Consider the following 14,911-nt stretch of genomic DNA (forward strand, 5'->3'; position numbering starts at 1 on the left):
TTTAATTCCTGGTCCGCTGGCGAGCGGTGGGAGCGTTCTCAATCAGTTTCGGATCAATTCGGAAGAACTTGGCGGCGGCGCGCGGATTATCGACGCACGATTGCTCGATGGCCCCGTCGGCGCTGATGCGCGCGACCGTCACGTTCTGGAAGCGGCCTTGCAAATCCATCGACACCGATCCATCGGCATGGCGAACCTGGGTCAGGCCGTCCGTCGAGGTGTCCAACATCGGAGCGAGGTCGTTGGCTAGTCGCTGGGCTTCATCCTGCGTGAGCGGTTTCATTTCGCCGGTTTGCGTATTGATGTGAATGTCCTGACTACCAACCCGTCTGGTTACGAAAGCCGGCGCGGCCACTTTGTTTGGGTCACGACTTGCAGCCTGGGTTGCTCTTCCCTTCTGGCGCGAGATGACGGTAATCGCCGTAGCGACGAGAATGACGGCGACTACTACAACAAACAGCAGCCGTCGCCGACGGTTGGCAACATTGTGTTTTGAAGATCGTTTTTTCATGGGCGCTTTTTCGTTCCTTGAGGATTGTGGTGGACTGATGGTTCCTGGTTTAGCTCACCGGTCGGTGCTGAAAGCACTAAGGGGCTTTCTCAGATTAACAAACGGTATCTGCTGTTCGCATCAAAAATTTGTGAGCTGCTGTCGGAAGACAGCGTCGAGGCAGCAGACTTAGTCGTCCGCAGCGCCTTCAAAGTTGCCCCAGGAACCTGCTGCCAGAGGTTTTGCGCGAAAAAGTCTTAGGTGTCGTAAGCGCGCGCTCATCACGGAACATATGGCCGACAATACGCAACGAGCTGCGGAGCAGCGCCGGTAGTTAAGCCCAAGGCGAGGCTCTGCGAGCCTTGGGTAACCGGTGCACACAAATCGTTTGGAGCGGCGGAGCCGCGACCGATTTTGGAGTGCGCTGACTTGTCAGCGCTATCGGCACCCCACGCGGGCTGTCCGCGCGGCGACCCCGCAAGCAAGCGGTGACTAGTCGCCGGACTCCGAAGATGTCGCCCGCTTCGCGGGCTCGGTTGATTTAAAAAAACAGGTTACCCAAGGCTCGCAAAGCCTCGCCTTGGGCTTAGCTATGACCGCTGCTTCGCAGCTCGACTGTGAATTCGCCGGAAACTTAGAAAAGCAGGTCGATGAGGGGTGTCATAAGAAAGATAGCCAGCTGACTCGTCTTGGACTTCGCCGATGCCGCGGGAACACTCGGCGGCAGAACGATCGTGATGTTTGGCGTGTTTGTGCTATTGACGCCACGGACGCGAATGCCGAGTTGGTAAGTGTTAGGCGGTAAATCGGGCAGGCGGAAAACTACGTAGGAACCACAGGTGACTGAATTCGGCCCAACCGCCTCCACCGAGTACGAATTGCCAGCCATTTCTACGGACAAGGTGTTGAGATCCGGTTCCGTCAACTGGCCGAATCCGAGATCGGTCGCAAAGAAGACAATTCGCGTGCGCTTCTCTGAGCTGAAGTTGTGGTTGTTTACCAATGTGAACGGCCCGCGCACCAACGTCACAGAGTCCACTGCGGCCAGGTCGCTACCGTCCACGAAAAGCGCCGGTGCCACAGGGGCGGCCTGATGTTCGAATGCACCTATATCCACGGTGCCGTTCGAGATGCGGTTAAAGCCGGTGCCGCGCTGATCGGTCAGCAACGGACTGTTGTTCTGATCGACCGCGAGGGCGTTGCTACCCGCGTTCAGCGCGCGACTGCAAGCCAGCAGCGCGTGGGTCAGTGTCGGCCCGCCGTTATTAGCGAGCGGGCCAAGCTGTGGATTCACGTTCGTCACGTTGTGCGTTGTCGTGCCGGTAAACGTAGCGCCCGACGTGTTTCCAATTAAGTTGTAATCCTGCGAAACAAACGCACCCGAAAGATCGGGCCCGGCGCCGCCGGCTCCTAATGTGTTGGTAGCGACAATCGTATTTTTCAGCGTGACTGTCGTGGGGTTGAAAATCAGGATGCCGCCGCCATTGCCATTACTGGCAACATTTCCCGCGACGGTGCTGTTCGTCAGCGTCAATGGTCCAAAGGTAACAATTCCACCACCGTTGGCAGCTGTGTTGCCACTAATCGTGCTGTTGATGATAGTGGTGGATACGCCGCTGGCGCCCGTTGTGTAAATGCCGCCGCCGACATGGCCGAACGTGGTGCCAGCAGAGTTGCCGCTAATAGTGCTGTTTACTACGAAGAACACGCCTGAGTAATTGACGACACCGCCGCCAATGCCGGCGTTGGCGGTGTTGCCGGCGACTGTACTATTACTGAGAGTGACAACACCGGAATCAATGAATATGCCGCCGCCGCCCGCGCCGTTTATCGAGCTGTTGCCACTAACCGAACTGTGATTGATAGTCACCGACCCGCCAAAGACGTAGACGCCTCCCCCGCCACGAGAACTCTCCGTCGTCGAGTTCCCTGTAACTATCATGTTGGTCAAAGTTAATGTCCCGGCACTGGCAATGCCCCCTCCACTTCCGCTGATGTTGCCGCCGGAAATACTTAGTCCGGAAACCGAAGCTACTGCCGGGCTGAGAACCTGAAGAATACGAGAGTTCGGCGTACCGGGGGCAGTGCTGCGTCTGATTGTCAGCAGAGATGCTCCTGGCCCAGTTAGAGTAATGTTATGAGCGATGAAGAGTTGGCCGTTAACTAAGCTAATTTGACCCGTAATACTAAAGGTAATGGAAACAAGTCCGCAGTAACTGCGCGCGTTGGCTTCATCCAGCGCCGCGCGTAACGTGCACGCGCCGCCAGAGGTCGCGCATACGCCGTCGCCGATCGTCGCGTCGCCGGCATCGCCGGTATCGTTCACCACCAGTGTTGTCGCGCAAGGCGGTGGCGTTGGCAGTGGATCAGCCGGTGGACCGCCGGGAACAATTTTCGCCCACCAGGTCCCCCAACGGCTATTGCTGGTCGTGGTCAGGTTGTCGGCCGGATTTCGGGTGCTCGCATATTGCTGGATCGTCCAGAAGTCCACGTCGTTGTCCGGATCAACCACCGTGTGACTGTAATCGCCCCACCGATTGCGCGTGCCACTAAAACTCTTGGAGTAGTAGTCTTCGCCTTCCTTGATCAGCGCGGGATCGCGCATCGAACTCTCTCCGTTAAGCCGCATCGCGTACGCCGCGCGCGCGAAGTGCCGCCAGCTAAAGTTCGAAAAGCCCACCAATACATCACCGTTCGCATTCACGGCAATCGACGGATACGCATAGAACTCTCCATTCGTTGGTGTGGCGTTCGGATCATCAATTCGTCCGCCCTCAACGAAGGCGCCGCTGGTGTCGAGGCGAGTCCATTGCGCCGCCGTGTGCGTCATAGGTCCACCGGCTGGTGCTGGAAGACCGATCGTTTGCGAGTAAAAAATGTTTCCGCTCCGAAAGACGACATTGGAGCGAAGATGTGAATCGCCAGAATCAATGGATCGCAGCGCAGGCGGACAGGTGAGGCCGATGGTTCCGACACAGGTCTGCGGAAGGATGTCACCGCTCGGTTGAATCCAGCCACCACCGGGGCGACTTCTGTTTACAGAGTCAAAGTTAAAAACGGGCGCGCCGGCGGTTCCGGTAATCCGATGTAACCGGTACGTTGCTCCCGCGCTGGAGAAGTGTGCGGGAACGTAAAGGGTTTCTTCAGTCGCGGAGAGCGTGGTTGCCGGATGCATGCAAACTCCCTCGCCTGGGTTGGCCGTAAAGATCATGCTCGTCGAGGTTCCACCGACCAACGCCGGATAGTCCAGAATCAACATCTTGCCGGCCACAAAACTTCCAGCACCGCTGGTGCGAAATTGATTCCATCCGACCGCTATCCAATTTTTATTAAAGCCGAGCATCGGAAAGTCAGCGTATTCGCCGTTCGCGTCGCAGCCCTCCGCGCCGGCGGCACACCCGACCACAAAACGATAAAGCGTAAATGTTCCCTGAGGATCTGACGTTGCAGAAATGCCCACCAGCACTGACGCGCTCGCTGTCCGGCTGTTGGAAATAGCCGCGACGATCCAACGGCCACCACTTTTGTAAGGGTCGTATTGAATCCGTGGATCGAAAACGCCCGCCACCGGTGAGGGTTGGGGGGAAGGCCCGGGTGTGGCTGAATTTAGCGGCGCCCAGAATGCATCGATCGACATCGTCGAAAGCGCCGCACCGTCAGCCTTGTTTTGAATCCGGTAGTTCGTATTGAGAGTCGAAAAGATCCTCGTCGGCCCCACCGCGCCGGTTGTGTCGGGAGGAATTGCGCGCGTGGCGGTGCCTGCCTTCGGCTCGTCCAGTTGGGCCACGAAACTGGCCGCGGGTGCCGGCGAACCAATCAAGTCGCCACCCGATTCAAGCCGGGGAACGTCTAAGGGCGGTTTCGCCAACTCGGCACTGCTGAAAGGTACATCCGGTTCGGGAATCGTCATGGGCGGATGGATTTCCAGCGACTCGGCTTCTGATTGGCGCGCGCTGGGGCGTCTCTTTTCCGCGCGTGCCAGCTCTTCAAAGTTGACTGTCACGACCGCGGCCGGCCGAATGGGCCGCATCGGCGTCTGAACGTTCGGCTTATCTTGAAAAATCTGCGGTTGCTGACGCGCTTCACGACTTGCCGAGACGTCCAGCGCGGACGCCAGAAGTCCGAGACTCGCGATGGCCAGGATCAACGCGCCGAAGGCTTTTGCGAACGGGTGTTTGGGCGATTGATTCACTGCTAATCCTGGATACCCTGAAGAGGCGAAATTTTAATAACACAGAAGCTTTAAGTGCGCTACTTTCGGGCAGAACCCCACCAGGAACAAGATAATAGTCTCGTGGCGCCGGGGTTTGGAGAAAAATAGGGCTAATTTTGTGGCGGGATACGCTATTGTCTTGACGATAATTGTTACGAAGCATTAAACTTTACGCCTTGCCCAAGCGTCTAAGCGATTGACATGGGCGTCTGCGTTTTTCGAGGCCCTAATTCCTCAAAAGATATTTATAGCCAGGAGTAGAAGATGAAATTAGTCATTGCTTTATTAATCACAGTCTTAGCAACTCTGACAGTTGCGGCGCAGCCGACGCTGCGAATCGAGACTGAGATTCCGGGCCTGCCTTCCCAACTGTTCTACGGCAACGTCAAAGTAAAGCCGGTGCGGTTGCGACCGGGTACAAACACGCCGATTACCATCGTCGATAACGACTTTTTCGTCCAACAACAATACCTGGACTTTCTGCTTCGCTTCCCGGATCAGAGCGGCTTCAATTTTTGGCACAATGAGATCACCAGCTGCGGCGCAAACCCGGGGTGCATTGACGCCAGACGTACCAACACGTCTGGAGCCTTTTTCCTGTCCATAGAATTTACCGAGACCGGAACCCTGGCCGTGCGCACGATGAAAGCGGCGTTTGGCGACGCGACCGGAAACTCGACATTGGGTGGAGCTCATACACTTCAGGTCCCAATTATTACGCGCAGCCAGTTCTTACCTGATCAGCTCCAATTGAGTAACGGAGTAATCGTCGGGCCGAATACGGGATGGGAAGCCACACTCGAAGCTAATAAGGTTACTTATTTTAATGGTTTTGTGACGCGCTCTGCCTTTACTTCGGCTTACCCAACCAGTCTGACTCCAGCGCAATACGTTGATGGCCTGTTCACCAAGACCGGCATTACGCCATCGACCGGCGAGCGTGATGCGGCCATAGCTGAGTTCGGCGGGGCGGGAACTACGACGGATAATGCAGCACGTGCGCGAGCGCTGCGGAAGGTTGCGGAAAACCCGACGTTTGCTGCCGCCGAGAAAAATAGGGTGTTCGTGCTGATGCAGTATTTCGGCTATCTGCGCCGCGATCCAAACGGAGGCCAGGACACAGACCATACTGGTTACGAGTTCTGGCTACAGAAGCTGAACAGCTTTAACGGTAACTTTCACCAGGCAGAGATGGTGAGATCGTTCCTCGTTTCCACGGAATACATCGACCGCTTCTAAACGTTCGGGCGAGCGCGATGGTTTTGCGAAAGGCTGGACTACAAAGTCCAGCCTTTCTTATTTGCGTAAGCGCATGCGCAAGACGCCCCAGAGAGCTTCGGTGATGATTCCAACATTGAACTTTGAACGGCCCAGCCTCCGTTCGACAAAGACGATCGGGACCTCACTAATTTTAAATCCCTTACGGAACGCCTGATACGACATTTCGGCAAGGAATACATAGCCATTCGACCAGAGCTTGTCTAAATCAATCGCCGCGAGTACGTCACGGCGCCACATCTTAAAGCCACTGGTGCCGTCTGTCACCGGCATGGAAGTCACCATGCGAATGTATGCGGTTGCCGCTTTACTCAGAATTAGCCGTTTGAGATCCCAGTTAACGACGCTGATCCCATTCAGATAGCGAGAGCCGACCACCAGATCACTGTCGGCGATCTTTTCGAAGAACTGCGGAAGAAACTTCGGATCGTGAGAGAAATCAGCATCCATGTGCATGATGAGATCGTAATCGCGGGCGAGCGCAAACCTAAACGCTTCGACGTAGGCCGGCCCCAGACCTTCCTTGCGCGGGCGATGAATCACGAAAATCCGTTCGGGCTGGGCCGTGCTTAACTGATCCGCAAGCTGGCCGGTGCCGTCCGGCGAATTGTCGTCTACGATCAGCACGTGCGCTTCGGGAGCGAACTGCTGGATACTCTCGACTATTGCCGAGACATTCTCACGCTCGTTGTATGTGGGCACGACGACGAGGGAACGCATCTCAGGTCTTGCTCTCCTGCGTCGTGAGAAAGAAGCGCTTCATGGCGAGGGGAGCATCATCGCACACGGAACACGTAAAATGGAATTTTGCTAATCGCGCCATAAAGAACTTGCGGACAAAGAGTGCGACCGCGGAAAGCCCGTAAAGTTTACTTGACGAGCACCGTGCCTCTCCAAAAATTAGAGCCGCGCAAACCGAACCACGTTACGCCTTCCTGGAGCATATCGATTTCCAGGATGTACTCGCCCGGACGATGCGGCGCGTTGATTACCAGCGGAATCGTTATCACCTGCCCCGGGGCAAGATCTCGCGCCAGCGGACCGCGCCCGTCATCGTTGCGCACAAGATTTCCGTTTGCCTCAAGCCAGTGATTACCGGCATAGAGCTGAAACGGCGACCCGCTTCGCTCACGCGCCGGCCAAACGGCGTCGCTGGCATTCTTTACCGTCACTTCGATGGTCGCCTGCTCGCCGGGCCGCAGCCTCGTGACTGGATTTGCGACCTGAACCTCTGCCCTGAAGGCGTTCTCCGGCAGGCGCGCCAGTTCTCGTGGGACGCCTCGGGCGATGTAGGCGGAATAAGGTTCACTCTGCGCCAGCATGTTGCAGCGCGGACAGCTGCTCTCAGTGGTTATTACCACCGCCCCTTCGGGCGCCGACTTGTCAAAGCCGAGCGACACAAACTTTTCGTGCGGAATGTTTTGCAACAACGCATACCAGTAGGCCTGGATGTAACCCGGACGCGCGGGATCGTCGGCCAGGTAAATCGGAGCGGCGCGAGAGTGCGCCAGCGCCATGGGCAAAATCTTCGCCGGGTAATCCGCGTCGAAAGTGTGCAGCCGCTGAGACGAGCGGCCGTCGGCATAGTACTGCCATTGGAAAAACAGACCTTGTCCAAGTCCAATGACTGCGACGACGATCAGTAACGCGCGGCGAGTGCGTGACGGCTGTTCCAGCAGCCAGACAAACGCGGGAATTGCCAGCACGACCAGAAATACAGGCAGCGCCGCGAGCCTAAGCATGTGAAAGTGTTCCCGCGTCAATGATGCAGGCACGACTGACACAAGCAAACCGTATAGGATGAAGAGCCACCAGCGGCTGATCTGCTTGCGATAGCCAAGCAACACCACGGCACCGACCACCAACAGAATTGTGATCGTCAGCATCGCCGGCGCACCGTCCAGGTGAACGAGTTCGTTATCCTTCGACTGCTCGGCGATGAACAAACGCCACGGATTGAGATTGGCGACATAATGCCGCACAAACTCCCCAACGATTTCACTTGCCGTGCTCTCCGAGCTGAGAAAAGTGAGGTAGTTAAAGCGGCCGGTCAGTACGTGCGGGTGCCTCCACCACACGACAATCATCGGCACCAGCGTGACCGCGTAGGCGGCGAGTGTTATCAACAACCCTCGTAATCTGCCCCGCACACTGAAAACAAAAAGGCCCAGCGCTAAAAGCGGTCCCACGAGTCTGCCAATCGAGTACGTATAAGTCAGCAGCGCCAGCGTCAGCGACAGGCAAACTATTTCGGCAATGCGCCACGCCGGCTTTTCTGACGCGCGCCGAACGGCAAGCAGAAACAGCGCCACCGCCAGTGGATACAATGCGACCTCCAGCACCAGTCGACTTAATTCGAACAACCACGGAGTCAACAAAGCGAGGACGCCGACCATTAACCCGGCGCTGCGGCGGCGGCTAACTTGCGCGCCTAACACACCCAAAGCTACTGCCGTGGTGATCCCCATCACGCCGCTCAATGCACGTGCGGCGAATATGCCTGGACCGGTTATCTTGAACAGCGCCGCCAACAGATAGATGTAAATCGGGTTCTTGTACTCGCCGAAAGCGCGAAAGAACAGCGGCCAGGCGTTACCAAACTCATCGCGACCGGTTTGGGCGATCGTGTGAGCGTTATACGCGACTGAAGACTCGTCGATGAAAAATCCAGGAGGGTTCCGCGCGAGGTCGAAGACGTAAAGAAAGCCACCGGCCGCAATCGCGAACAGGACTGCAATCGCAAACTGGTGGCGAATTAGAAACTCGCGATTGAGCTTCGGCATCTTTTGAGAAGGCTCAGTGACCGGTCTGCCGGTACAAATAAATCGAGCCCCCGATCACAGCTTCGGGCACACGTTGCCGGTATTCAGAAAAGAAATTCACGCGGTCAGTATCGGTCACGTTGGGACCCGGCGGAAAAGGAATAGTCGAGCCGTTCAGATAACTGGCCCCGATGGCGATGTACCGGGGCGGATTTTCGGGCGGCGTTGCGGCCAAAGGATCGACTCGGTCGATTCCGTAGAAACGCAGCGTGGCCCAACCTCCGAGCGTGGCATCCGTAACTCGCGTTTCTCCGCGCGCATGCAGTTCTTGAGCGAGCAAACGCGAGTCGTCTCCCCATTCGACATTTGAATCAGAAAGATACCACCAGGGCGGAGCGCCGCTGGCCAGCTGATTCATGTAAGACATGTGATGCGGAAACGCGCGCACGGCTTCAATCGCCACCCATCCAAGCAACGCGACGGTTAAGACCACAGCCACAGTCCGCGCGCGGGTGGATTTGAGTAGTTGATCGAGCAGGCCTGCTCCCAAAATGATAAGGAACGGATACGCCGGCAGATAATATCGAACTCCGATGTTGATGTGGCTGAACAAAACGAACACCGTATACAGCACAAAGGGGACAATCAGCCACAGGTAAAACCAAACCCGGCGTCTGAAGGTTTGGTATATCGCCCATGCCAGGGCCGTGAGCGACAGCAGGAGAAAAGGCAAAGTTGCTTTTAAGGCGAAGGCGACCGGGAAGTAGTACCACCACCCTTTTTGGCTATGCATTCCGAGGAACCCGGCCCAATGGCCACTGCTGTTATGACGAAGTTGGAAAAGAATGCCGAGGACAAAATCCTTTGGCAGCCAGAACGAAAAGAACGTGACTGCCGATGAATCGAACCGCGTCAGGGCAATCGTCGGGTCGTTAACCCAAGCTATCTCCCCAGGCATTAGCGCCGGCCGCTGAAAGAAATAGGCCCCGTTAATGACGACCACAGTAACCAGTAGCACCAGCGCCGCTAGAGTCAAAATTCTGCGACGGCCGATGCTTCCTGGACGCCATAGCTTAAAAACAAAGAACGGCACCAGGACGGGCCCGACCAACAACATCGAAAACTTCGCGAGCACCGCGACCGCGGTGGCGGCGCCGAGCCAAACCGCACGTCGCAACGTTGGTTCCCGGTTAAAGTAGTAAAGCGCGACGAAGAACAACAGGTATCCTAACGCCGCCGGCACGTCGGTTTGCACGACCCGTCCATGCGCGAGGAACGTCGGTTCGAGCGCGAACAAACCCACGGCAATTACCGCCGCGCGATCCCCGAATAGTTCGCGCCCAAAGCGAAATATCAAAATGCCCAGGGCGAGGGCAAGGAAGATCATCGCCGCCCGCGGCCAGAAGCTGAGTGTTTCGAAGCGATCGAAATTGTTATCCCAAATAGCCGCCTGAGTTTCCCACTTTGCTTCGGTCGTTCCAGGCGTGTGAAGAATCTGATCGGGACGCACTTCATTCGGCTGCACAAAAAGAAGCGGCAAGCCCGCAACGATTTTCGCCAGCGCCGGATGTTCGTTGACTAGTTGGTAGTTGCCCGCACCCAGATGGTAGTATGCGGCGGGAATCATAACGACCTCGTCGATAGCGATGCTCTTGCGCCAAATAACGGCGAACATCTGCAGCGCCATAACCGCAAGCAGCACTCCGCTCAGTAATGCCGCCGCATGAGCGCGCGCGAAACTGTTCAGCCATGCGAGCGCCCGGCGCGGATCGATCTCAAGATACGGCACCTCTGCTGGCTTCTGACTCAATGACTCGTCCATTCGATCCCCGCTTCAGAATAAAATCTGAACATGCCGCGGCCCTGAGTATCACGCTAGCGCCGGTGATCTATTTCCTGCCCGCAATCCTCAGTGGCCGGGTGCTGTGCCCGGCTGACGGAATAATTCAAAACGTGCCGTTCCGCGCGACTTTCGCACAGATGCTGCGTACCGGTCATCTGCCGCTTTGGGATCCTTACATTTTTGGCGGCATGCCGTTTCTGGCTGCCGCGCAACCGGGTGTGCTGTATGCACTGAACTGGTTTTATCTATTTTTTTCTCCCGCCGTCGCGACGAACCTAATGGTGGTCGCGACCTACATAGTCGCCGGGCTCGGCGCATTTCTGTACGCGCGCAAAATCGGCACGTCGCTAGCCGGAGCGATGATCACAGCCCTTGTTTGGCAATTTGGAGGCGCCACGATTGGCCAGATCAGCCACATTAACATCGTGCAGACGGCGGCGTTATTGCCCTGGGTGCTCTGGTCGCTCGAAGCTTATGTGGAGACGGCCAGCTTCAAGCGGGGCACGTTAATCGCCATCTTCATCGCCGTGCAATTTTTTGCCGGCCATCAACAGACCTTTGTCTATTCACTGTTACTGGTGATCGCGTACTCGATTGCGATGTCGTTTGCCGATCGCAGCAGGCAGAAGCGCTACTTTTCAGCAATAGCATTCGCCGGAGTCGGCATCGTGCTCGCAGCCGTGCAAATCCTACCGACGTTCGAGTTGCTGCGCAACAGTGTCCGCGCTTCAAGCTCGTACGAATTCTTCACTTCGTACTCAATGCCGAAACGTTTTGTGTTTGCACTGTTCGCGCCGTACGTGATGGGCGGCGGCGATGGCCGGCTGTTTCGCGCGCCGTATGTCGGGCCGCCGTACTATCCAGAGATGATCGGCTACGTTGGTTTGCTCGCCATCATGCTGGCGATCGCCGCGCTGGTGATTAAGCGCGACGCGCGTACGAAATTCTGGGCGATAACTTTTGGGGTATGCCTGCTGCTCGCGATGGGACGCTACGCGCCGCTGCAAATTTACCAGCTCATCTACTTTGTTCCCCCTTTGAATCTATTTCGCGTGCCCGCGCGCCATTTGATGGAGGTCGATTTCGCCCTGGCCGTGCTGGCCGGTCTCGGCCTGACGCGACTTCAACGCGCGCGACAGCACGGGCCAGTCCTGTTGAAGGTCGCGCTCATCGGTATTGGAGTTTTCATGGTTACGTTGCTGACCGTAACCTGGCTGCGTCCGGCAGAGTTTCGACTCGACCGCGATCTGCCGGTTACGGTTCTGCGCGCTGCCGAATTGTTCCTGCCGATCCTGATCGCGGCGGCAAGTGCCTGGGCCCTTTGGCGATTTGGCCGGCGGCGCAGGAGCGCACTCCCACTACTATTTGCCGTGCTTTTAATTGATCTCGTTATATGGGGACAGTCGAGCGGTTGGTACCCGGAGAGCCCGCGAAGTAATGAAGAATACTGGCGCGTTCCTGAAGTCGTGCAGACCCTGCGCCGCGCCGCGCCGGGCGACGCCGCTTCCTTCAGAATCCTGACCGTGCCACATGTTTTCGACCCGTCGCAGCCGGTCCCCTCAGCCAAGCCGGAACATGCGAGCACCTGGACTCAAGCTGACGTTTACATGCCGCACGGAATTCACAATGCCGCTGGTTATGACGGATTTGGACTTGAGCGCTATCAAAAAATGGCCGGGGCGATGAAGGTGTGGGGGGAATTGACCGATCCGGAAGCGAGCCTGCGCGCCGACAGCCGTGAAATCGATTTACTAAACGTGCGCTTCGTCATTACGTCGCGCCAAACGTCGGCGAAGACAGGCTCCGCATCGGCGGCGAATGCTTTCGCGCAACCGCTTACTGAGTTCGGCGGTTATCGATTCGCCGCGAATGATTTTGGGTTGCCGGCTATAACCAAAGACAGGCAAATTCACTTCGAAGTTCCGTCCGTCGAAATAGATAGGATCGCGCTGGTCACAAATCTCGCCTGGTCAGAAAATGTTCCGGACAATGCGATCGTGGCGCACGTGCGATTAGAGGCTGCTGACGGCCGTAATTTCGATTTGCCACTGCGCGCGGGCGCAGACACCTCTGAGTGGGCTCACGATCGCGCTGACATTCGCGCGCGTATTCGCCATCGCCGCGCCACAGTCGCCACGAGCTACGACGTCGATGATGCGGCGGGCGCTTATCAGGGACACACGTTTGTCACGGCTCTGTCTCTGCCGGAAAAAATAAAAGTTGTTGGCGGAGAAATAACCGTCGCCGCGAATCCCGGGTCGCACGATCTGTCATTGGGTCTCTTCAGAATTTCGCTGGTCGAGTCCTCGCAGTCACAGACTTATGCGCTCAAACGTGATTCCGTTCGCGTCCAAAGCTCCACCGGACCGGCGTCAGACGCCGTTTCATCGCCGTCAGCCGAGCGCTGGAAATTCGTCGGGCAGACAAGCGACACGAGAATTTACGAGAACGCGCGCGCGTTGCCGCGTGCGTGGTTGGCGTCAGATGTCCGCGTGCTCGACGACAATGCGATGCTCGAGGTAATCCGCAGCGGAAAATTTTCCGATGGCTCGACCTGGGATCCTGCGCGCACCGTGCTGATCGAATCGGACGTCGCGCAAAAGCCCCACAGCTTTTCTCAGGGCGTCGCGTCAATCACTAAGTACGAACCCAACCGCATCGAGATAAGCGCCAAAGCCGACGCCCCTTCGATCCTCGTTTTAAGCGAGAACCACTATCCGGGCTGGCGCGCGTATGTTGATGGCCAGTTCGTCGAGACTTTGCGCGTCGACTACAACCTGCGGGGCGTGGCCTTGCCCGCGGGAGAACACACCGTGCAGTTCGTCTATCGCCCGAAGTCGGTGATTGTCGGATTTTCCATGTCACTCCTAACAGCGCTCGGCCTTATCGGATGGGTGGTAATACGTAGAAGACGCGGGCGCGCTAACTAGAACGGCGTATGGCGAATCATCCACGTATTCAACCAGCGCCGGCGCGGCTATACCTACTGTTTTTTCTGGCTTTGTGGTTCACCTATGGCGTCCTCATTAATTCCGGCAATCTGAACGCCTTCGGCCTGCAACACGCTGGAGTTGATGCCTACGTGGCGCGCCATAACTTCTATCTGGAAGGCGCGACTGATCCGCGCCTGAAAGTTGAACCAGTGGTTGATGCGTTTCTTTTCAATGGCCATGTTTATCCCGCGAAGCAACCGGGACAGTTTATGCTCGGCGCTCTGGTTTATTTTCCCCTCCACACCCTTGGCCTAACCTACACGAGTAATTATTTGTTGACGGCGGCGCTCGTAACCTTCTTCACTGCCGGGTTCGTGGCAGCCTTGTCAGCCGTAGTTGTGTTCAGCTTGGCGCGACGTTTCGCGACTTCGTCAGGAACGTTTTGGCCGCTTGTGGTCGCGCTGTCTTACGCGCTCGGGAGCACCATAGCCGCTTATTCCGGAATTGCCTGGCATGACACGCTGGCCACCGGCTACCTTGTCATGGCTGTTTACTTCATCGTTCGGCTGGCGCGCGAGCAACAGCCAGGTCGGGCCAAATTCTTCGCCGCGGGCGCCGGTGTCTTTCTGGGCCTGACAATCACTACGTCAATGCTGCCTTTCCTGATGACGCTGGTCGCGGCTGCGTATTTCTTATCGCTAAGACGCTGGAAGCTGCTGGTTCCCTTCATTTTAGGAGGCGCGCTCGGAATTGCTCCGCTGCTGATCTACAACATAATCTGTTTCGGTAATCCGCTGCTGGTGCCGAATCTGGCCGGCAATTATAGCGATACGTTTTTCCGGCCAACGCTGTCGAACCTGTTGAGCAAGCTACAATTCTATCCGCGGATGATCACCCTGTATGTGCCGGTATTCTGGGCCGGATTGGCGGGACTGCTTCTTTTTCCGGCGCGGCTTCGACGTGAACAGATTTTTATCGGAGCAAGCCTGGCCGCGTTGTTCTTATACGTGCTTAATATAGAAGCGACCGGGACATGTCAGTACGGGCCGCGCTATCTGCTGCCGGCGATGCCATTTGCTTCGCTGGGTTTGATTGGGTTCAGCTTTGTTAGTCGAAAACCGATCAAGATTCTGGCGTCCGCGAGCGTATTAGTGGTCCTGCTCGCCTCGGCCGGCATTAATGTTATCGGTGCGATGCATGGCTCGATGCTTTGCGACTATCCGCATTCGGCCTGGCAGCTCTATATTGCGGAGATGATGAATGGCCAGATGAGATCGTTTCCGCTGGCGAAGTGGTTGTTCCTGCCCATGGTGGCGTCAATCAGCCTCTTTGTCTTCACGATCATATCTACCAGCAAGCAGGCTGGTTCCAACGGAGAGACAATCTGAAAAC

At 56.7% G+C, this 14,911-nt stretch carries 8 protein-coding genes; 3 read left to right on the plus strand and 5 right to left on the minus strand.

The features are described from left to right. Position 1: 1 nt before the first annotated feature. Entirely contained in the window at positions 2–511 is a 510-nt protein-coding gene (locus VFX97_07220) for a hypothetical protein (GenBank protein ID HEX5702973.1), read from the minus strand. 613 nt (positions 512–1,124) lie between these two features. After that, positions 1,125–4,682, minus strand: a complete 3,558-nt coding sequence (locus VFX97_07225; GenBank protein ID HEX5702974.1) for a choice-of-anchor Q domain-containing protein — start codon at positions 4,680–4,682, stop codon at positions 1,125–1,127. A gap of 285 nt (positions 4,683–4,967) precedes the next feature. On the opposite strand from VFX97_07225, the gene VFX97_07230 reads away from it, so the two are divergent. Beyond that, positions 4,968–5,942: a hypothetical protein gene (locus VFX97_07230; protein HEX5702975.1), complete on the plus strand. Its 975-nt coding sequence runs from the start codon at positions 4,968–4,970 to the stop codon at positions 5,940–5,942. A gap of 57 nt (positions 5,943–5,999) precedes the next feature. Here the strand turns inward: VFX97_07230 and VFX97_07235 are convergent, their stop codons facing one another. From VFX97_07235 to VFX97_07245, 3 genes are all read right to left on the minus strand, one after another. Further along, entirely contained in the window at positions 6,000–6,701 is a 702-nt protein-coding gene (locus tag VFX97_07235) for a polyprenol monophosphomannose synthase (GenBank protein ID HEX5702976.1), read from the minus strand. 149 nt (positions 6,702–6,850) lie between these two features. Continuing rightward, the gene (locus tag VFX97_07240) at positions 6,851–8,764 is read right to left on the minus strand and encodes a hypothetical protein (protein HEX5702977.1); all 1,914 of its coding nucleotides are present in this window, start codon (positions 8,762–8,764) and stop codon (positions 6,851–6,853) included. A 13-nt stretch (positions 8,765–8,777) separates the two neighbouring features. Then, positions 8,778–10,553 (minus strand): glycosyltransferase family 39 protein, encoded by a 1,776-nt coding sequence (locus VFX97_07245; protein HEX5702978.1) that lies wholly within the window; start codon positions 10,551–10,553, stop codon positions 8,778–8,780. Here VFX97_07245 and VFX97_07250 point away from each other — a divergent pair. Further along, a complete protein-coding gene (locus tag VFX97_07250) occupies positions 10,553–13,516 on the plus strand; it encodes a YfhO family protein (GenBank protein HEX5702979.1) in 2,964 nt (987 codons plus the stop codon). The genes VFX97_07245 and VFX97_07250 overlap by 1 nt on opposite strands. 8 nt (positions 13,517–13,524) lie before the next feature. Beyond that, complete coding sequence (locus VFX97_07255) at positions 13,525–14,907, plus strand: hypothetical protein (protein HEX5702980.1); 1,383 nt, start codon at positions 13,525–13,527, stop codon at positions 14,905–14,907. Positions 14,908–14,911 lie beyond the last annotated feature (4 nt).

Source organism: Pyrinomonadaceae bacterium (assembly GCA_036277115.1).
In the GTDB taxonomy this organism is placed as follows: domain Bacteria; phylum Acidobacteriota; class Blastocatellia; order Pyrinomonadales; family Pyrinomonadaceae; genus UBA11740.

Bases quoted from the DNA above. Each gene is read 5' to 3' on its own strand.
- VFX97_07220 (HEX5702973.1), bottom strand. From the start codon at position 511: ATGAAAAAACGATCTTCAAAACACAATGTTGCCAACCGTCGGCGACGG.
- VFX97_07230 (HEX5702975.1), top strand. From the start codon at position 4,968: ATGAAATTAGTCATTGCTTTATTAATCACAGTCTTAGCAACTCTGACA.
- VFX97_07250 (HEX5702979.1), top strand. From the start codon at position 10,553: ATGACTCGTCCATTCGATCCCCGCTTCAGAATAAAATCTGAACATGCC.
- VFX97_07235 (HEX5702976.1), bottom strand. From the start codon at position 6,701: ATGCGTTCCCTCGTCGTCGTGCCCACATACAACGAGCGTGAGAATGTC.
- VFX97_07240 (HEX5702977.1), bottom strand. From the start codon at position 8,764: ATGCCGAAGCTCAATCGCGAGTTTCTAATTCGCCACCAGTTTGCGATT.
- VFX97_07255 (HEX5702980.1), top strand. From the start codon at position 13,525: ATGGCGAATCATCCACGTATTCAACCAGCGCCGGCGCGGCTATACCTA.